Below are 18,403 nucleotides of genomic sequence, written 5' to 3' on the forward strand. Positions count from 1 at the left end.
TTCTTCCACCGTCATTGTTTTGATTTGATCCGGAAGAAAACATCACGGACCCGGCTCAAGGATTCCCCTACTTTCAGGCGAGAGATGAAGTCGCGGATCTGGTACCAGGATTTCTCCAGACTTCCGGTGTTAATGTACAGGTAACCGCCAACGGCACCAGCTACGAGGAACAGCGCCCAGAAAAGCGCCTTCCAGGAACCCTTGTTCTCCGGGACGGGAGGAGCAGGAGCGCCCGGTTGCCGGGGCTCTACCCCTAAAACCTCAGGAAGCGCCTCGGCGAAGAAGGCAACACCCCTCTCCGCTGCATCCCGACTGTTGGTATGAGAACCCACTTCGATTAACAGAGAATTAGGCGCCAGATCCTGATTGAAGTCGCTGGCGACGAGCAGGATGCCTTTGACCAAGCCGGGATGGGTCCGGTCTAAAACCCTTTTTATTCTTTTGGCAAAATCGAGATTGGCACTCAAATTGGGATTAGTTCTTCCTAGCACAAATTTTACTTGGGTAACCTCTTGTCCTTTGACACTGGCGGCATAAACCTCCGGTGGTGTGGCATCCCGGTGAACATCAAAGAGCGCCTGAGGCCTTTTCTGGAGCAGCTCCACTGCTGTACGCCGGGAGCGATAGTAAGAATTGATGTCATGAGGGTCATGAGGGCGCTTACTGTGATAAACCTCAAACCCCAGGTGGCGCAATTTCTTCGCAAAGGCTTCACCCACTTTTAAGATTCCGCCATTGGCGTAAATGCTGTCGGTTCCATCAGTGGGAACATAGGACTCATCGCTGTGGGTGTGGTAAATACCAACACCATTACTTTTCTGAGCCGTCATCAACTGCAGCCAGAGGAACCCCCAAAAGCCGGCCGCCGCTTTCTCATCTTTTTCCCTTCCGATCAGCTGCGCCCGAGCAATGTTCCCTTTGACTTCGGTGATCCGGTAGCGCAGATTGTCCGCGGTGATGAATTCATCCCCTTTGCTGAGAATGATCGCGGTGCAGTGAATTTTTTGGTTGCGCTCATCGACAATGGTGTAATATCCGCCATCCCTCCGCTCGGTCTCGGCTGTCGTGGCCGCAGAGGCCTCATCAGCCAGGGCAACCGCACAGCAAGTGATGAGCAAAAACAACCCAAAAGTAGCAATAGAAAAGCTAATTCTCCTTCTCCGGATCACCCGATTCACCCCCTCCATCCTTTTTATTTTTAACGGGCAGAGGTTTTAAATGCTTGAGCAGAGCCTGCGCCCTTCCCCTTTCCACAGGACCTCCCTGCAGGCGCTCCCTGGTTTCCCCGATGAACTCTGCCAGTAGAACGGCCAGCAGACCGGCAATGACGATGGCGTCAAAAGCTCCCCCTCCCCCAATTACCACGGCACCGGGGATGCGTGAGATGAGCATCCGCAAATAGGTTATCAAATCGAAGAGAAGTATTCCCATTGTAGCTGCGATAAAAGCGCTCCGGCGCGATCTGCCTACCAGATAGGCAACTACCCCCCCGACAAGAGGGTAAAGATAAAGGGGATCCATGAACATCGTTTCCGGTTCGGCTTTAAGGAATAAGCCCGCTAAATAAATGGCAACCGCAGTAGCAACCACTCCTGCCAAAGCCCGCGCCCTTTCCAGGTTTGTAGTGTCCGTCATCAAATAGCCTGCCAGGACGATGGGAACTACCCCTCCCCCTATGTTGAGCGAAGCTTCCAGCCGCGCCCAACCCGGCAGGGGGATATTGATAAAGCTGCCTACGATAATGGCGGCAATCGCGCCCAGAGCTGCCCTGTCCGACAGCCTCAATTTATCCAGCACCCGTTGGGCCACACCAAAATAAATAAGCAGGGAGATAATAAGCAAGATAATCGTTCCAAACGGTATGCGCAACAAACTATCTGCACTCTCCTTTTGAGGCTTTTTCTAAAACCGGTTTTTCAGAATCTGGTATATCATGTCAACCAGCCTGCAATCCTTCCTTCTTTTCTAAAATGTCACCTGATAACTGAAACAATACCTGTTAAGATCAACCACTTGAGGAAATAAAAAAAGCCCGATTGATGCTATCGGGCTTTGGGTACGAGGCTTTTAAGCTTACGATCTCTGCTCCATTTCCATTGCCAATCTGTAGTCATCCCTGGTGTTGATATTAAAAAAGTTCCTCTTGCCTCCGTACGCCAGCAAATCCTCTTCGGGGATATATTTAACATTAACCAGAGGGTAGAATGACTTCACCTGATATTTTCCTGCCGCAAGGCAGTTCTCTATGGGTCCCAGGCAGGATTTTCTGTAAACAGCAGTCAGGGGCTCAGGGTAACCTTCCACCACAGGAACGATCACATCATCGCCAGGCTCTGCCCGCCGGACCAGATAGGCGATCAATTCCCTCTTGATAAACGGCATATCGCAGGCAACAACAAAATTAAGATCGAAAGGAGATGACACAAGTCCTGCATGAATCCCGCTTAACGGGCCCCTCCCCGGAATAATGTCGGAAATCAGGTCGACATCCAGGCTTCTATATTCGTCAGGGGTATTTGTTACAAGAATTATTTTCGAAAAAACAGCTTTGAACTCGGAGACGATTCTGTCGATCAGCCTTTGGGAAGCGATCTCCGCCAGCGCCTTATTGCTGCGGAAGCGCGAGCACTTTCCTCCGGCCAGAATTACCCCTGAAGCCCTCATGCCACTCCCTCTTAAGAATGAGGCATCGGCACCGGGTTAGGCGCGTACTTCCCACAGCCGTACTTCTTGGCCTGAACACAGTTGCTGGCAACATTACAGCCGGGGTTATATTTTTGGGTAATCTTCACATAATTAAACCTGCCGAACAGCTGCTTCAGCTCTCTTTCTCCGCAGTGAGGACAGGCAACTTGCTCCCTTTCCTTGATGCTGACCAACTTCGTAAACTCCTCACCGCACTTTTTACAGGCGAAACTGTAGACCGGCATTATTACCCCCTCCAGTCTGGCTAAAAATTAATCGGCTCTGGTGAGCAGGTCCCCGAAAACCTCCCCCAAATTAACACCGACTCCCGCACTGGCCGGCTGAGACTTCTCTTCTTCTTGCGTGTTCCCCCTCGGTTCGTTTTTATCAGAACGGGCATCTTTAATGCTCAAACTGATCCTCTGGTCCTGCTTGTTAATGTCCAGTATCTTTACCTGTATCTGTTCACCGACGGCAACGATATCCTCCGGTTTTTCAACATGATAGTCCGCCATGCGGGAAATGTGGACTAAACCCTCCACACCGGGCTCGAGTTCCACGAAAGCCCCAAAAGAGACCAGGCGAACGACCGTGCCGGTAACGATCTCCCCTACCTGGTAGCGTTCATCCACCGTATCCCACGGGTTGCCCTGTACCTGTTTGAGGCTGAGGGAAATCCTTTTTCTCTCCTTGTCCACGGAAAGCACATAAACCTCAATCTCGTCCCCTTCCTGAACGACATCCGAAGGATGTTTAACGCGCCCCCAGGAAAGCTCGGATATATGCAGCAAGCCGTCAACCCCTCCGAGATCCACAAAGGCACCAAAATTGGTTAAGTGCCGGACCGTACCCTTTCTTATCTGGTCTGGCTCGATGGTTTCCCAAAGTCTTCTCTGGGCCTCCAGATGCTCTTCCTGTAATATCGCTTTTTGGGAAAGCACAACCTTTGCTTTATTGCGATCAAACTCGATAACCCGCAACCGCAGGGTCTTACCAAGGTACTTTTCCAGGTCTCCGACATAACCGCGCTCGATGAGGGATGCCGGTACAAATCCCCGAATTCCGAGGACATCAACGAGGAGCCCACCCTTTACCACACGGACAACTTCTCCCGCCAGCTCTGTTTTCTCAGCCAGCGCCTTTTCGAGAAAATCCAGAGCTTTAATGCGATCCGCCCGCTTCTTGGAGAGAAGGAGTTGCCCTTCGTCATTATCCACGCGCAAGACGTAGACATCAAGGACATCCCCCACTTTGATCTCCTCTATTGGATTGCCGGTGTTTTTCAACGACAACTCCTGGCGGGGGATAACTCCCTCCGATTTGCCTCCGATGTCCAGCAGAACCTCATCATCGCGCACCTGCACAACCGAACCGCTGATGATGTCCCCTTGTTGGATCTGGCGGGGAGTTCCCAAATCCAGGTTCATCATCTCCTCCTGCCCCGGCTCATGTTGTTCCTGGCCGGTAGGGGGATTTTCCTCGGTTGCGCTTTGCGGGGTGGTATCGCTGACAGCCTCTACCTCGCCCCCTTGTGCTTTTTCCATCTCTTCGTCAAACATCGCCATACTTTCAATAACCTCCTCAATTATCCAATCTGGGGTCGAGGCCCCAGCAGTTACCCCGATCAGGTGCGCGCCCCGCACCAACTCCATATCCACATTCGCCTTTAAATCCGCAACACTTTCTATATGATAGGTTCTGGTAAACCTGCGGCAGATTTCGGCCAGCTGATTGGTATTGGCGCTGTCTCTACCACCTATGACGATCATCACATCTGCCCGTTGTGCAATCGCTGCTGCCTCCTCTTGACGAGCCTGGCTGGCGTGGCAGATCGTGTCGAATACTCGCAACTCCTGAGTCTTTCCCAACAAAGACCTGGCAACAGCAAAATAATGAGAGCGGTTCTGGGTGGTCTGGGCAAGTAGACCGACCTTAGCAGTAACTTTAAGGGAGTTTAAATCCTCCATCCCCTGTACCACGATCGCCCCTGCCCCTGCCCAACCGAGGATCCCTCGAACCTCAGGGTGATCGACCTGCCCCACAATCACCACCAGATAACCTTCACGGACCAGCTCTGCTGCTTGGTTCTGAATTCTTCGAACGAAGGGACAGGTTGCGTCAATGATCTCAATCCCTTGTTCCTGCGCCTGTTGAAAGACCTCGGGGGCGGCTCCGTGCGACCTGATGATAACCGGCCTTCCCGCCGCCTTGCCCAGGTCGTCAATGATTTCAACCCCTTTTTTCCGTAGGGAATCCACGACCTGAGGATTATGGATAAGGGGGCCGAAGGAACATATCTGGCAACCATCAAGCAGCGCCTTTTCGACGAGATCGAGAGCTCTTCTCACCCCAAAGCAAAAGCCAGCGCTTTTGGCACGAATAATTTTCCCTTCGCTCATCCTATCCCTTTCTTCTCTTTTATAGTGTTTTCGGCAGGCGAGAAAAGATTCCTGCTAATTTGAGCCGAAGAACTAAATAATTCTCGAATCTTTTCCATCATCAAAAAGGCAACCTGCTGGTAGTCCCGCCTGTCTTGCCCCCTCAGATCCAGAAGGGGGCCAATTCTAACCCGAAATTTCCTGAAACAACCCCGGCTGAAGATGTGATCGGTTCCCAGAAGAGCCACCGGGCAGACAGGGGCTCCGCTCTTCAAGGCAAGGTAGGCGGCACCTGAGTTCGGCGCAAGGAGTTCACCCGACTTACTGCGCGTCCCTTCCGGAAAAATGCAAACAACCTTGCCGTTTTCCAACAGCTCCAGAGCCCTCCTGATGGCAGCCCGATCGACCCGTTGGCGGTCAACGGGGAAAGCTCCGAGTGCCTTAATGATTAAAGAAAGAACCGGTATCTTAAAAAGTTCTTGCTTGGCCATAAAGTGCACTTGACGCTTCAAGGCACTTCCTACGACTATCGGGTCCCAGTTGCTGATGTGATTGGCAATGATAAGAACAGGGCCTTTCTCCGGTACGTTCTGCAATCCTTCGATCTCCCACCGGCAAAGGAAAGTAAACAAGATGCGGAAAAGACCGCGACAGAGTCGATAAAACATAAAGCTATACCCCTCGACAAATCCTCAGCATTTTGGCGACCACCTCTTCCACCGTCAGGCTGGTACAATCGATTACCACAGCATCAGATGCCGGCTTCAAAGGAGCAATTTCTCTCTTGAGATCCATTTCGTCACGATAATTCATTTCCCGCCGTAATTCCTCTTTTGTAAAATGCCGGCCGTCGGCGAGCAGTTCTTTTTCCCGGCGCGCCAGCCTGACGTCAGGGGCGGCGGTCAGAAAGAACTTATATTCACTATCGGGCAAAACGACGGTACCGATATCCCGTCCTTCCATCACCACCCCTCCCTTGCGGGCAAAAAGGCGCTGACAGCGAACAAGGTGTTCGCGCACTCCGCGAAGGGCTGCGATCTCAGCCACCCTTCGAGAAACTTCGGGCTCCCGCAGGTAAGGCGTAACTTCCTCCCCATTGCACCAGAGATCGACCACACCCTTCGGCAGGAAACGGACAAGGGAAAATCGAAGTCCTTGAGTGAAGGCGGTGACGGCCGACTCGTCGGCCGGGTCAATCCCGGATTTAAGCACGAGATATGTTACGGCCCGATACATGGCACCCGTATCCACATACAGTAACCCCAGTTTTTGCGCCAGTTTTCTGGCAACAGTGCTCTTTCCGGAACCGGCAGGCCCGTCGATGGCAATATTAAAACCAGGAGGCACTTCTTTCACTCCCGTCTCATTCTAACACAAGATGATCCGCGTGACTAGCTTTCCGTTTCTACCACCGCACCCAGCGATCTCAAGAGTGTGGCAAAACCGGGAAAAGAAACATCGACACAGTCACAGTCCTCTATCGTTGTTTCCCCTCCAGCTAACAGCCCCGCCACCGCTAAAGCCATGGCAATCCTGTGGTCCCCCCAGGAATGCACCCGGGCACCTTTTAGAGCTCCTTTACCTTCTATCACCAAACCGTCAGGTCTTTCCTCCAGGCATGCTCCCATTTTCCCCAGTTCGCGGGCAATGGCCTGCAACCGGTCGGTCTCTTTAAAACGCAGCTCTTCGGCATTCCTGATCTCGGTTTTGCCCTCTGCCGCCGCTGCTGCAACGGCCAGAACGGGAATCTCATCGATCACCCGCGGCAGAAGAGCGCCCTCAATAATAGTTCCGCAAAGGCCGTGAGACCGGACCCTGAGGTCGGCTACCGGCTCTCCATTCCAGTCCCGCCGGTTGGTGACTTCGATCTGAGCCCCCATCCTCTCCATCACCTCGAGAATCCCAATGCGGGTTGGATTGATTCCCACATCTTCGATCACGACCTCACAATCAGGCAAAATGCTGGCCGCCACGATCACAAACGCCGCTGCCGAAATGTCCCCGGGCACCCGGATCCGTCTGCCCTGTAGGGGCTGACCCCCCTGCAGGCGCACAGCAAGTCCATCGACTTCGATTAGAGCACCGAACGACTTCAGCATTCTTTCGGTATGATCCCTGCTTTTCTGAGGTTGGATCACGCAGGTCGTTCCAGGCGCGTTCAAACCCGCCAAGAGAATTGCCGATTTCACCTGGGCGCTAGCTACAGGAAGATTGTAAGCGATCGGCTTTAAGGAGGAGCACCCTTTAACGGCCAGAGGTGCCCTGGTATCACCGGCGCGCCCATGAATTTCCGCCCCCATCATGACCAGAGGCTTGACAACGCGGCCCATCGGACGACCACGCAAAGAACGATCCCCCGTTAATACCGCAAAAAAGTCCTGGCCGGAGAGGGCACCAAGCAGCAGCCGCATGGTGGTTCCTGAGTTGCCGGCATCCAGAATGTCCTCCGGTTCCTTCAACCCCTTGAGCCCGCATCCCTTGACGCGGACCCCATTCTCTGTGCAGGTAACCTGCACTCCCAAAGACTCCAGGCAGCGCAGAGTGCTCAAACAATCGGCGCCAAAAAGATAATTGTCGATCTCGGTAGTCCCCTCGGCCAGCGCCCCGATTATGGCAGCACGATGAGAAATAGACTTATCCCCGGGAACCTTGCAGGTACCTGTAAGCCCCCGGCATGGCAAAACCCTGAGATTCATCTGCGGGCACCTCCTTATAAACCGGCTGCGAGGCAGTTGGGCAGGCACCTGTCCACCGCTTCGGCAACTTTTTTGACTTCCCCGACGAGAGCCCGGAAATTCTCCGGTGTCAGGGACTGCTGTCCGTCTGAAAGAGCATCGCAAGGGGATGGGTGAACTTCCAGCAACAATCCATCCGCACCCGCCGCCACGGCGGCTTTGGACATCGGAGGAACAAGCCACCATTTTCCCGTACCGTGGCTGGGATCGACAAACACCGGGAGATGAGAAAGGCGTTGGAGAACAGGAACAGCGCTCAAATCAAGGGTATTTCTGGTGAACCTCTCAAAGGTTTTAACTCCACGTTCACACAAGATAACCTTGCTGTTCCCTCCCAACAGGAGATATTCCGCAGCCATTAACCATTCCTCAATCTCCGCTGCCGGGCCGCGCTTGAGCAGAATCGGCTTGTCAACACTTGCAACCTCCCGCAGCAGAGGAAAGTTCTGCATATTGCGGGCTCCGATCTGCAGAATATCGGCGCAAGAGGCTACCAACGGCACAAGACGAGGATCCATCACCTCTGTAACGATCAGAAGGCCGGTTTGAGCACGGGCCTCATGTAGAATTGCCAGCCCTTCTTCAGCAAGGCCCTGAAAAGAATAGGGAGAGGTGCGGGGTTTGTAAACACCACCCCTTAAAAACGTAGCTCCCGCCTCTTTTACTGCATGGGCAATCTCCAGAAACTGAACCTTATCCTCAACAGCACAGGGCCCGGCAATCAGATGAATCTCCTTACCTCCAATAACCTGATCCCCCATCCTGATCAGGGTGTCTTCCCGTTTAAATTCCCGGCTTACGAGCTTGAAAGGAGGGAGGGGGGAGATCACCTTTTCTACACCAGGCATAATCTCGAGGGCCATATCCAAAATCTGAGGGCCGTCGCCGAACGCTTCAATAATAAAACCCCTGTTACCGCGAAAAAGACGTACGGTTAAACCTTTCTTGAGCAGTTTCGACCGTACGGCTTCCACTTCCTTCTCCGTTGCCTGGGGACTCATTACTACGATCAATCGCCCAACCCCCTCGCTAAGAAAAAGGAGCAAAAACAGAAAAATACTCCCCGCGGGAGTATCCCCCGAAAGCTCTCCATTCTCTTTCCTGCTCTGACCCGCTTATTCGGTTGCCGACCAGTAAACTGCATCTCTTCTGCGCCTTCTTCAGGTTATTTTAACATAACCGGGAAATGAGAGCAATAAAATGCTCACAGCTTAAAAAGAACCCCGCTGTGAGCCAACTTTTTTTGATAACACCCCACTTAATAACTGCTATTCAAGGGTGATTGCCTCTTCCGGGCACTCCTCTACACATGTTTCACACTCAGTGCAGTCATCCGGACGAGCCACCTTAGACTTGTCATCCTCAATTTCAAAAACTTCACTCGGGCAAACATCGGCGCAGGTGCCGCAACCCGTACACTTGTCAAGGTCTACTTTCGGCGGCATTGGCTTTTCTCCCCTCCCTCTTTATGAAAGATTAATGAAAACCATTTTCATAATAACAACGCCCAAAAAGAATTGTCAACCGCTTTTTTTCAAAACAAGTCCGGCCTGAGGGCAACAGCATCTCCTAGATAAACGTGCTTTACATCCTCCTGGGCGCAGGTCAGATAGGCATGTACGAGAACCCTCACACACCTGGGCAGAGAGCCGGGGACCGCGATTTCCGTCGTACAGAACAAAGGCACCTTTGTCCAACCAAGGGCGCGGGCACCTTCGGCAGGAAAAGCGGCATTCAAATCAGGTGTAACAGAAAAAATGATACTGATAATCCGCTCCGGCTCCAACAGATTCTCACGAGCTATTTTTTCGAGCAGCTGCCTCGTTGCAGTAATGATGGCCTCCGGGGTATTCTCGGCAACCGTGACTGCTCCCCGGATACCGCGCACCCAGTACTTTTCCATCAAAATCACCCAGAAGATCGCCTAAGATATGGCCCGGTGCCCCAGACCCACAGCCACCTCATCCAGATGCAAAAGGCCAATCCCAAAAAACACCGCTACGCTGACATGGTCTTGATAGCGGGCAATACCGATCTTTCCTCCCACATTAAACCCCACAGCCTTCATGCTGATCTGGTTGATAGCCTCTCTGGCAGCACCGGCAACGGCCCCTTCTTCGCTATGGGTTTCTCTGATCACACTTTCCCTTTTGGAGGCGACGACCGCCCGCTCGATGAACTTCTTGACCGAGCTGATGAATTCACCACCACAATCGACGGCTGCCGTCTTAATACCCTGCTCGAAAAAACGGGTTTTAAGCTCATTCTCTTCTTCCCTGCTTTGGGTAAGAGCCATTTTCAGAGCAACGGCGGCAACCTGCCTGCTTCCGTAGCCGCTCACTCTATGATCACCCCTTTAACGCTCAATCCACACCCTTCCCAAACTGACCCGGGAAGCATCGGTTGTCACTCGGTAATCCACAGGAGGCCAGAGTACCCCCATCGAAACGGCAGTTATCTGAAATACCAGCTGACAGTCATAAGTGCTGCCGTCAATCACGATCTCATCTCCTGAGCACACCTTAAGTGATACTTCCCCATCCTGAAAATCGGCAACCTCTCTGCCGTTTACAAGCACAACCGCTCGGGGGAGGGAAAAATAGCTGCACACCCTTATTTTCACCTCTCCCGTAGCGGTTGGCAGCGAAAAAGCCGCCGCTGATTCCCTCCCGGGCCAGGGAACACCTTCCAGCCTTTCGGCAAAGCTCAAATAGAAACGAACCGGTTCCTGCGTCAACAAAATCTGCAGGACAATCAGGAAAGAGAAAAAAAGCGCCAGAATAACCTTGAGCTTTTGTTCCCAATACTCCAGGCGGTCAAAGATGCTTTTCCCCACTTTAAACTAACCTCCGTTCTGGGAAAACTGTTTATTAACCATCTTTTACGCAGATACGGAGGTTTTTATGCAGGGACTGCCATCTTTCTCGAGCACCCAAAGGATCGGCAGCAGGGGCATCTGACTGCTATTTCCGACAGCGCCCTGACCGACAGACGTGCGCCTACCGAGCAACGCAGATTTTACTTAGAATTCAGGCGCCTTTCCAGGTAAAGGCGGTAATTGCGCAACTCCTCGTTGATTTTATAGATAATCCTCTCAACCTCATGCCTGTCCAGGCTGACCTCATCAGGGGAAATGACCTCTACTTTACGAAACTCATCCCGCAGGAGGAACGGTATTACATCTTCGATCGTGTCGGCCTCCATAGTGAATTCCACAGGTGCGTAGGCCACTTCCCGCCCGCTAGCTTCATCATAGAGCACGTAAATCTCTCCGTTGGTGTCGATCTCCTCAATCCGAACACCTTGCACGGGAATGTTGCGGAGCAGAATTGCCCTCTGTTCTCTGATTTCCTCGGCTACATCCTCCCCTTCTCTCCCTCGCGAGAAGAGCCGCCCCTGCTTCCCTTCCCCCCGGTAATCGAAGCGAACCCTCAACCGCAGCTTTTTTTCATTGCCATTACTCATAAAAGTCTATTCAGCCTCCCCAAATCGTGTACTTTTTCGCCTCAATTCGTCAGCGGGCATTAAAAATCCTCCCGTCACTAATATTCAATACCCCGTCGGCTGGAGATACCCTTTTGAAAGGGGTGCTTACGCAAGGTCATCTCCGTCACCAGATCTGCTCTGGCGATCACCTGTGGATGAGCATTGCGCCCGGTGAGAATCACCTCCACGAAATCGGGCTTCTTGTTCAGAAGAGCAAGCACCTCCTCCACGCTGATGTAATTCAAGTAGACGGCTTGATTGATCTCATCCAAAATGACGATATCGAACTCTCCCGAACAAATTGCTTCTTCCGCGGCCCGGTAAGCAAGGCGCGCCAGTTCATTGTATTCTTCTTCATTATCTGCCTTGCTCGGAAAGCATTCCCCGCAGCCCCGACACTTATCTTCCCCCTGTCTGATTTGAGCGCTGCGAGGGCAGGAAATTCCGTACTGGCGCACGACAAGATTGGGGTAAAGCCGCTGGGCAGCAAACAGCTCTCCCGAATAGGCACTTCCTTTTAAAAATTGAATGAAACAAACCTGAAAACCGTGCCCAATGGCACGTAGGGCCTGTCCGAGAGCCGCTGTTGTCTTCCCCTTGCTCTCTCCCGTATACACTTGAACAAGCCCCCTATCCAAGCGCGGTCTTCTCGGCACCGTGATCACCCTTTCGATAGTTTTGGACTATCCGTAAAACCGCTTGTTGATCGGGCAAAAAGAGCAGGCCTTGTTCACGCAATACCTCCACTATCTGCATAGCGGTTCCACCTGTATAGTCCCTTTCCGGTAATTGCCCGGGATTAATCAAAAAGCACTTCTTCCCTGACGCCAGCAAGGGCTCTAAAACCTTTAAATTGAGGATGTTCCCTCTCCCAAAAGGGATTTCCAGGAGAAAGATGAGATCCGCCCCCTCTGCCACCTTTAAATTGGAGTCATAGCTCTCAAGAGTTATCGGAGAAAAGGGCTTCTCCTCTACAATCTGCAGCCCGAGAGCCCGACCCACTTCCCAATCTGTATCTTTGATATTTAATACCCCTGCCGAAACCCGGCACCCCATCCTCGTCAGGCGACCCATCAGGTTGCTCCCAATCCCTCCCCCGCAGATCAGGTGAACATGAGGGTAATCCGCCTCCGGATTATCACCTGCGGCAGGAAGGAGCACTACCTGGGGAGCACCGGTTAGCGGGTGCCTGATCACCAGCACATCGGCGCCATAAACTTCTTTGATGATTTCCGGCGTCAGCACCTGATCCGGAGTTCCAGCAGCATAAACCTCACCCTCCCGCAGGACAATCAGCCGATCACTGTACTGAGCAGCCAGGTTCAGGTCATGGAAGACCCCGATTACGGTGACCCCTAGCTTATCATTCATCTCCTTCAACAGGTTCAGCACTTCCAGCTGAGCGTTGAGGTCAAGATGGGCCACCGGCTCATCCAGCAGTATTACCTGTGGATTCTGTGCCAGGGCGCGGGCAAGAACCACCCTCTGCCTCTCCCCACCGCTTAACTCCAGAATGCTGCGGTCCCTAAGATGCCAGCAATTGGCCGCTTCCATCGCCCGCCGAGCTATCCTCAGGTCCTCTTCACTTTCCCCGGAAAACCTCCCCAGATAGGGATGCCTCCCCATGAGTACTACCTCTAAAACCGAAAAGGGGAAATGGGCTTCCATTTCCTGGGGAACAACGGAAACATCTCTCGCATAGTCACGCCGGGATATTTTGTCCAGCCTTTCACCGCAATAATAGACAACCCCGCGCGTCGGCCTGAGGGTGGCCGCTATCGTTTTCAGCAGAGTGGATTTGCCGGCGGCATTCGGACCGATGATTCCGAGAAAACTCCCCGGAGGAACATCCAAGCTTACCCCCCGGAGGGCCTGTCGCGCTCCGTAACGAAATTCCACACCGTGAATCCTAAAAATCATGTCCATCTCGCCCTACTCCTTAGAAAAGGCAATTTACCAGCCCCTCGATGAGAACTGAACCAGAACGGAAGCGAAACAAAGAGAAGCAATCAGGCGCCGAAACAGCTTCCCCCGCTTTTGCGACTTCGCAAGAGATAGGCGAAAAAGGGCGCTCCCAAAAAGGCGGTGACTACACCTACCGGAAGTTCAACTGGAGCCACGATGGTGCGCGCTACTGTATCGGCCCAGATCAGGAAGAGCGCTCCTCCTAAAGCCGCAAAAGGCAACAAGATGCGGTGATCTGGTCCGACGACGAGCCTGACCAGGTGAGGCACGATCAACCCCACAAAACCGATCGTACCTCCCAGGGAAACGGCAATGCCCGTCAGCAGAGTTGCCAGCGTCAGGAGGAACCTTTTTGTCCTTTCAACGGATATCCCCAGTTGACCGGCCGTCTCATCACCAAAGGTCAAAATATTTAAGTCCCGGCCGAAAAAGCACACCAGAAGGATGCCGACAGCAAGGAAAGGCAAGGTGTAAATAAAATATTCACTGCTCCTCAGGGCCAGGCTTCCCATCAGCCAGTAGACAACCTGGTGAAGATTTTCCCCAGCCATAGTAAGCAAATACGAGAGCACGGCCGACATAAAGGAATTCATCACGACTCCGGCCAGAATCAGAGTTTCTACCGCCAGATAGCCGTTCATCAAGGCCAACTTGTAAACGATCATCACCGTCAACAAGGCGCCGATAAAAGCCGAAAAGGGCAGACTCGCTGCGCCGAAGACCGTTCCTTCTCCCCTGAGGATAACAAAAACAAGAGCCGCCCCTACCGCCGCCCCCGAAGAAACCCCAAGGGTATAGGGTTCTGCAAGAGGGTTGCGCAAGAGCCCTTGCAGAACGGCTCCGGCAACGGCTAGGGCTGCTCCGATAAAAACAGCCAGTATCACTCTAGGCAGCCGCAGTTGAAGAACAATCACATCCAGAGCGGTATCCGTCTTCACTTTAATTAAAGAAGACAGACCGGGGATGTGCGTCAGCAAGACCCTGCCGGTGTCCACAAAGGATATCGATGCACTGCCAATGGCCACGCTGCAAATAACGGAGATGAAAAGCAGCAGCAGAAGGGTCAACATTGCATAAATCTTGCGGTGTCTCCAGGCGCAGGAAGCCATGTTCATCACCTTAAGTTTTTCACTCAAATAAATCCGGGTAAAACGCTTCCGCAATAAGTTTTACAGCCTGTGCCGACCTAGGACCGGGTCTGTTGATCAGGTTAGGGTCAATTTTCGTAATCACCCTCCCTTCACGAACGGCCTTAATCTGCTCCCACCCGGGACGCTTGTTAATCACCTGCTCGACATCAACATAGTAACTGTCAGGAGCCAGGATGACATCGGGGTTCTTTTCAATAACAGACTCTGAGCTGTACATCTGGTACCCTTCAATTTCGGAGGCCACATTGATCCCCCCCGCCAGGCGCACCAATTCATCCACAAAGGTTTTGTTGCCTGCGGTAAAGAGGGGATCGGTGCCTACTTCGATAAAGACCCTCACCCGCTGCTCTTCAGGAATCCCGGCGATCTTTTCCTGCACCTCGGCGATCTCTTTCTTCATGTCGGCGATGATTTTCTCACCGACTTCTTCGGTTCCGGTTACCAGTGCTATCATTTCTATAGCCCTGTAAACACCTTCAATGCTTTCCGGCTCCACACAGAGAACGGGGATGTTCAATTTTCGCAACTTATCCACCATATTTTTGTTGAGAGTCCATTTGGCAACGACCAGATCGGGGTGCAGAGCCACGATCTCTTCAGAATTCCCCTGCAGATCCCCAATCCGGGCTTTTTCTTTGGCTTCCTCCGGGTAATCACAGTAAGTGGTCACACCGACCACCCGCTCCCCTGCTCCCAGAGCGAACAGGATCTCTGTATTGCTGGGGGCCAGAGAGATAATGCGCTGCGGCGGCTTATCCAGTATTAGTTCATAACCCGAGTCATCGCGTACAACGATTTTACCTGCCGGTGCAGCGGCATCCCCTTCTCCAGAGCTCCCCTTCTCCCGGCAGCCGCCAAACAAAACAAGCATACACCCCACGGCAAAAACCGCCGCCATCAGGATGGAGAACCTTTTCAAAGACATGGCTGTACCCTCCGAATTTTGCAACAATAACTGGCACTAATCTCAGATATTCACGATGGATAATAATTTCTCTTCTGCAGTTAAGATTCCTGCTTCCTTTTAGCCAGTTTCTTCAGTCTTTCCACCTCAATTCTGGAGAGGAATCTGTATTCGCCGGGACGCAACCCATGAAGACCAAGAAAGGCGATTCTGGTGCGCTTCAACTCGATGACCGGATGCCCAACATAACTGCACATTTTTCGTACCTGTCTCTTTTTGCCTTCTCGAATGCTGATTTCCAGCAGCGACCTGCCACCGGAAAGTACCGCCAGCAAACGCACCTTCGCCGGGGCTGACCTTCCCTCAGGAAGAGGCACCCCCCGGCGCATCTGCTGCAGTGCCGCCGAAGTGGGTTTTCCGGCCACAAGGGCGTGATAGGTTTTCCAGATCCCGTACCTCGGGTGCGTCATAAGCTCAGCCAGCTCGCCATCATTCGTTAAGATTATCAGCCCGCTTGTCATGTAGTCCAGTCTTCCCACCGGAAAAAGGCGAACCCCAGGCAGCTGTACGAGATCTGTTACCTTCGGCCTGCCCTGGGGGTCCCTGACCGTAGATACGTACCCTTTTGGCTTATAGAGAAGCACAGAGGTGTTTTCCCGGGGAAGAATTACTTCGCGGCCGTCTACGCAAATCCTGTTCACTCCCGGATCGACCTTCATTCCCAGTTCGGCTTTTTTTCCGTCAACAGTAACCCTGCCTTCCCGGATGAGCTCTTCACAAAAACGCCGCGCTCCTACTCCAGCTTTTGCCAGAACCTTCTGCAGCCGTTCGCCCGCGATCTTCCTTTCACCACCTTGATCCTCAGCAATTTAAGACATACTGGCCAGCCTAAGGGCCACCTCCTCCAGCTCCCCAGCCAGCCTACCCAACTGGGTTATGGTTGCTGCAACCTGTTCCGTAGCCGCGGCCTGCCCGGCACTAACTCCGGCAGTTTCACTGATTCCATCTATTATTTCCCCGACGGATTTTTCAATATTCTTTAGAATAACCCCTATTTGCTCCGCCGAGACGGCACTGTCCTCGGCGAGCTTCCTCACCTCATCTGCAACAACGGCGAAGCCTCGCCCGTGCTCACCGGCTCGCGCAGCCTCAATAGCCGCATTCAGCCCCAGAAGCTTAGTCTGGGTGGCCACCTTTTTAATGAAATTGAGCACCTCATCCGTATCCGTTACATAGTTTTTCGCTTTATCGGCGATACTCCCCAGCTTTTTCCCCTGAGAAGCCAGATTTTCGGCACCTCCGGCCAGCTCCTGGGCACTTGCCGCAATTTGCTTGACACTTTTGTTCATTTCATCAGTCATAGCAGCCAGTTGCTGTGCCCGACGATGCAGTTCATTGATCATCTCCTCCTTGGCTTCCACCATTATCATCATCAAGCGCGCTGCGGATGCGTCTATGATCTTGGTTTCCGGCTGCTTGTTCTCGTATAATAATTCCTGCACCTGGGGAACGCCTGTGGCTTCAATCACAATTTCCAGATCCGGCAGCTTTAATAAATCCAGACAATCCCTGAAAGTTTTAATCCCCAATTCACGTGCCAGCTTGATCCCTTGGGCATTGTCATCAATATCAGCAATCCCCACAACGGTTACCCCAGGCAACCCATAGGTGGCCGCCAGGATCGCCTTGCCACCTTTTCCTGCCCCAACGATACCGATATTCATTTTTTCCGCCCCCCCTCGGAATTACAGAAATATTTCGACATTATTCACTTCTTTCCTGCCATTTCCCGCTTTTATTACCGCGCTCTTGATAGCCGCCCCGTTGGCTTGGACGGCTTGAAAAAGAAACCATGAGTAAATCGTTCTTGAGTTAAGTTCTTTAGGGGTTAAAAAGCAGGTGACAGATAAAAAGGGAGGCAATAAGTCCGGTCAAGTCGGCAAGCAACCCCAGGGCCACAGCATGCCTGTAACGCCTGACGCCGACCGAGCCAAAATAGACCGTCAAAACAAAAAAAGTGGTATCCGTAGTCCCCTGCATTACAGAGGCCAGTCTGCCGGCAAAGGAATCGGGACCATATGTTCTGATGATTTCGGTGGCGATTCCCAGAGCGCTGCTTCCGGAAAGCGGTCTCATCAAGGCCAGAGTGAGAATATCGGGGGGAATCCCAAGCAGTCCGAGAAAAGGCGCCCCGATCCGGGCAAAGAGATCCATGGCGCCGGACTCGCGAAAAACCTTTATAGCAACAAACATGGCCACCAGGTAAGGGATGATTCTGACGGCGGTTTGAAAGCCTTCTGCCGCTCCCTTGATAAATGCTTCATAGACAGGAACACGGCGCACCCATCCCAGCACAAGAAACAGACATAAAAGAAAGGGAATTGCCCAGCGGGATACGGCCTCCAATAACTGCATCATTTAAAACACCCGCCGCCTCGTTTTGATGAAATTGCGCCATAGGGAGTCGAGGAGCAGGACGAAGGCCATGGAAAACCCGGTAGCAAAGATAGTAGGGCCGACAATCTCGGTGGGATTAACGGAACCTGCAGCGATGCGGACACCGATGATGGTGGCGGGCACCAGGGTGATGCAAGAGGTGTTGGCAGCCAGGAATGTACACATTGCATCGGAAGCCGTATCCGGACGGGGATTGAGCTTCTGCAATTCCTCCATGGCTTTGAGGCCGAAAGGTGTGGCAGCATTTCCCAATCCCAGAATATTGGCGCTGATATTCATAATGATCGCCCCTAGAGCGGGGTGTTCAGGGGGCACCTCTGGAAACAACCTAACAGCCAGCGGGCGCACAAGGCGCGCCAAAATCCTGATCAAACCGGCCTGCCGGGCGACCTCCAGCATCCCCAGCCAGAGAGTCATCAACCCGATTAGATCCAGGCAGACCTTGACCCCCTCGTCGGCGGCGCTGAAAAATGTTTCTGTGATGATGTCGATCCTGCCGTTTCCGGCCGCTACAACAACCCCAGCCAGAATCAAACAAAGCCAGATCAGGTTGAGCATTTCTTCTCCCTCCTCCAGTTGCTACCTTTTTCACCTCTATGCAAGGAGGGATTATAAATAGACCTGTCCGGCCGAAAAGTTTCT

At 52.7% G+C, this 18,403-nt stretch carries 21 protein-coding genes and 2 pseudogenes; all 23 read right to left on the reverse strand.

Annotated elements, in window-relative coordinates; translation table 11 throughout:
- Positions 1–11 precede the first annotated feature (11 nt).
- The 23 genes and pseudogenes from spoIIP to TPH_RS07915 all read right to left on the reverse strand — a co-directional run bounded on the left by spoIIP (position 12) and on the right by TPH_RS07915 (position 18,319).
- Complete coding sequence (spoIIP, locus tag TPH_RS07810; RefSeq protein ID WP_015050650.1) at positions 12–1,169, reverse strand: stage II sporulation protein P; 1,158 nt, start codon at positions 1,167–1,169, stop codon at positions 12–14.
- A complete protein-coding gene (locus TPH_RS07815; protein ID WP_236608772.1) occupies positions 1,147–1,869 on the reverse strand; it encodes a DUF1614 domain-containing protein in 723 nt (240 codons plus the stop codon). Before TPH_RS07815 ends, spoIIP begins: the two co-directional genes overlap by 23 nt.
- Positions 1,870–2,073: 204 nt before the next feature.
- Positions 2,074–2,664: a molybdenum cofactor guanylyltransferase gene (gene mobA / locus TPH_RS07820; RefSeq protein ID WP_015050652.1), complete on the reverse strand. Its 591-nt coding sequence runs from the start codon at positions 2,662–2,664 to the stop codon at positions 2,074–2,076.
- A gap of 11 nt (positions 2,665–2,675) precedes the next feature.
- The gene (locus TPH_RS07825) at positions 2,676–2,930 is read right to left on the reverse strand and encodes an FmdB family zinc ribbon protein (RefSeq protein WP_015050653.1); all 255 of its coding nucleotides are present in this window, start codon (positions 2,928–2,930) and stop codon (positions 2,676–2,678) included.
- Positions 2,931–2,957: 27 nt separating this feature from the next.
- Positions 2,958–5,084, reverse strand: a complete 2,127-nt coding sequence (locus tag TPH_RS07830; RefSeq protein ID WP_015050654.1) for a bifunctional 4-hydroxy-3-methylbut-2-enyl diphosphate reductase/30S ribosomal protein S1 — start codon at positions 5,082–5,084, stop codon at positions 2,958–2,960.
- A complete protein-coding gene (locus tag TPH_RS07835) occupies positions 5,081–5,731 on the reverse strand; it encodes a lysophospholipid acyltransferase family protein (RefSeq protein ID WP_015050655.1) in 651 nt (216 codons plus the stop codon). The genes TPH_RS07830 and TPH_RS07835 overlap by 4 nt, the downstream gene beginning before the upstream one ends.
- A 4-nt stretch (positions 5,732–5,735) precedes the next feature.
- Positions 5,736–6,410, reverse strand: coding sequence for a (d)CMP kinase (gene cmk / locus TPH_RS07840; RefSeq protein WP_015050656.1), 675 nt, complete (start codon positions 6,408–6,410; stop codon positions 5,736–5,738).
- 44 nt (positions 6,411–6,454) lie between these two features.
- Positions 6,455–7,759, reverse strand: a complete 1,305-nt coding sequence (aroA, locus tag TPH_RS07845; RefSeq protein WP_015050657.1) for a 3-phosphoshikimate 1-carboxyvinyltransferase — start codon at positions 7,757–7,759, stop codon at positions 6,455–6,457.
- Positions 7,760–7,773: 14 nt separating this feature from the next.
- Positions 7,774–8,811 carry a 3-deoxy-7-phosphoheptulonate synthase gene (aroF, locus tag TPH_RS07850; RefSeq protein ID WP_015050658.1) on the reverse strand — a complete coding sequence of 346 codons (1,038 nt, stop codon included), beginning with the start codon at positions 8,809–8,811 and terminating at the stop codon, positions 7,774–7,776.
- Positions 8,812–9,066: 255 nt separating this feature from the next.
- Entirely contained in the window at positions 9,067–9,243 is a 177-nt protein-coding gene (locus TPH_RS07855) for a 4Fe-4S dicluster domain-containing protein (protein WP_015050659.1), read from the reverse strand.
- Between the two features lie 89 nt (positions 9,244–9,332).
- On the reverse strand, positions 9,333–9,701 hold the full coding sequence (aroH, locus tag TPH_RS07860; RefSeq protein WP_037999324.1) for a chorismate mutase: 369 nt from the start codon (positions 9,699–9,701) through the stop codon (positions 9,333–9,335).
- Positions 9,702–9,722: 21 nt separating this feature from the next.
- The gene (locus TPH_RS07865) at positions 9,723–10,139 is read right to left on the reverse strand and encodes a HutP family protein (protein ID WP_015050661.1); all 417 of its coding nucleotides are present in this window, start codon (positions 10,137–10,139) and stop codon (positions 9,723–9,725) included.
- 15 nt (positions 10,140–10,154) lie between these two features.
- Entirely contained in the window at positions 10,155–10,634 is a 480-nt protein-coding gene (locus tag TPH_RS07870; RefSeq protein WP_015050662.1) for a hypothetical protein, read from the reverse strand.
- A gap of 182 nt (positions 10,635–10,816) precedes the next feature.
- A complete protein-coding gene (locus tag TPH_RS07875; RefSeq protein WP_015050663.1) occupies positions 10,817–11,263 on the reverse strand; it encodes a hypothetical protein in 447 nt (148 codons plus the stop codon).
- A gap of 77 nt (positions 11,264–11,340) precedes the next feature.
- Positions 11,341–11,949 (reverse strand): cob(I)yrinic acid a,c-diamide adenosyltransferase, encoded by a 609-nt coding sequence (locus TPH_RS07880; RefSeq protein ID WP_330216576.1) that lies wholly within the window; start codon positions 11,947–11,949, stop codon positions 11,341–11,343.
- Positions 11,915–13,210: a heme ABC transporter ATP-binding protein gene (locus TPH_RS07885; RefSeq protein ID WP_015050665.1), complete on the reverse strand. Its 1,296-nt coding sequence runs from the start codon at positions 13,208–13,210 to the stop codon at positions 11,915–11,917. Before TPH_RS07885 ends, TPH_RS07880 begins: the two co-directional genes overlap by 35 nt.
- Positions 13,211–13,293: 83 nt before the next feature.
- Entirely contained in the window at positions 13,294–14,412 is a 1,119-nt protein-coding gene (locus tag TPH_RS07890; protein ID WP_201764431.1) for a FecCD family ABC transporter permease, read from the reverse strand.
- Entirely contained in the window at positions 14,378–15,325 is a 948-nt protein-coding gene (locus tag TPH_RS07895; RefSeq protein ID WP_015050667.1) for an ABC transporter substrate-binding protein, read from the reverse strand. Before TPH_RS07895 ends, TPH_RS07890 begins: the two co-directional genes overlap by 35 nt.
- Positions 15,326–15,405: 80 nt before the next feature.
- Entirely contained in the window at positions 15,406–16,173 is a 768-nt protein-coding gene (locus TPH_RS07900; protein ID WP_330216590.1) for a pseudouridine synthase, read from the reverse strand.
- Positions 16,174–16,497: pseudogene (locus tag TPH_RS16525) on the reverse strand (methyl-accepting chemotaxis protein); the annotation flags it as partial. It abuts the gene before it with no gap.
- Between the two features lie 336 nt (positions 16,498–16,833).
- Positions 16,834–17,028: pseudogene (locus TPH_RS16530) on the reverse strand (Gfo/Idh/MocA family oxidoreductase); the annotation flags it as partial.
- Positions 17,029–17,185: 157 nt separating this feature from the next.
- Positions 17,186–17,722 carry a spore maturation protein gene (locus TPH_RS07910; RefSeq protein WP_015050670.1) on the reverse strand — a complete coding sequence of 179 codons (537 nt, stop codon included), beginning with the start codon at positions 17,720–17,722 and terminating at the stop codon, positions 17,186–17,188.
- A complete protein-coding gene (locus TPH_RS07915; protein WP_015050671.1) occupies positions 17,723–18,319 on the reverse strand; it encodes a nucleoside recognition domain-containing protein in 597 nt (198 codons plus the stop codon).
- Positions 18,320–18,403: the final 84 nt, after the last annotated feature.

The sequence above is a fragment of the Thermacetogenium phaeum DSM 12270 genome, assembly GCF_000305935.1.
In the GTDB taxonomy this organism is placed as follows: Bacteria; Bacillota; DSM-12270; order Thermacetogeniales; family Thermacetogeniaceae; genus Thermacetogenium; species Thermacetogenium phaeum.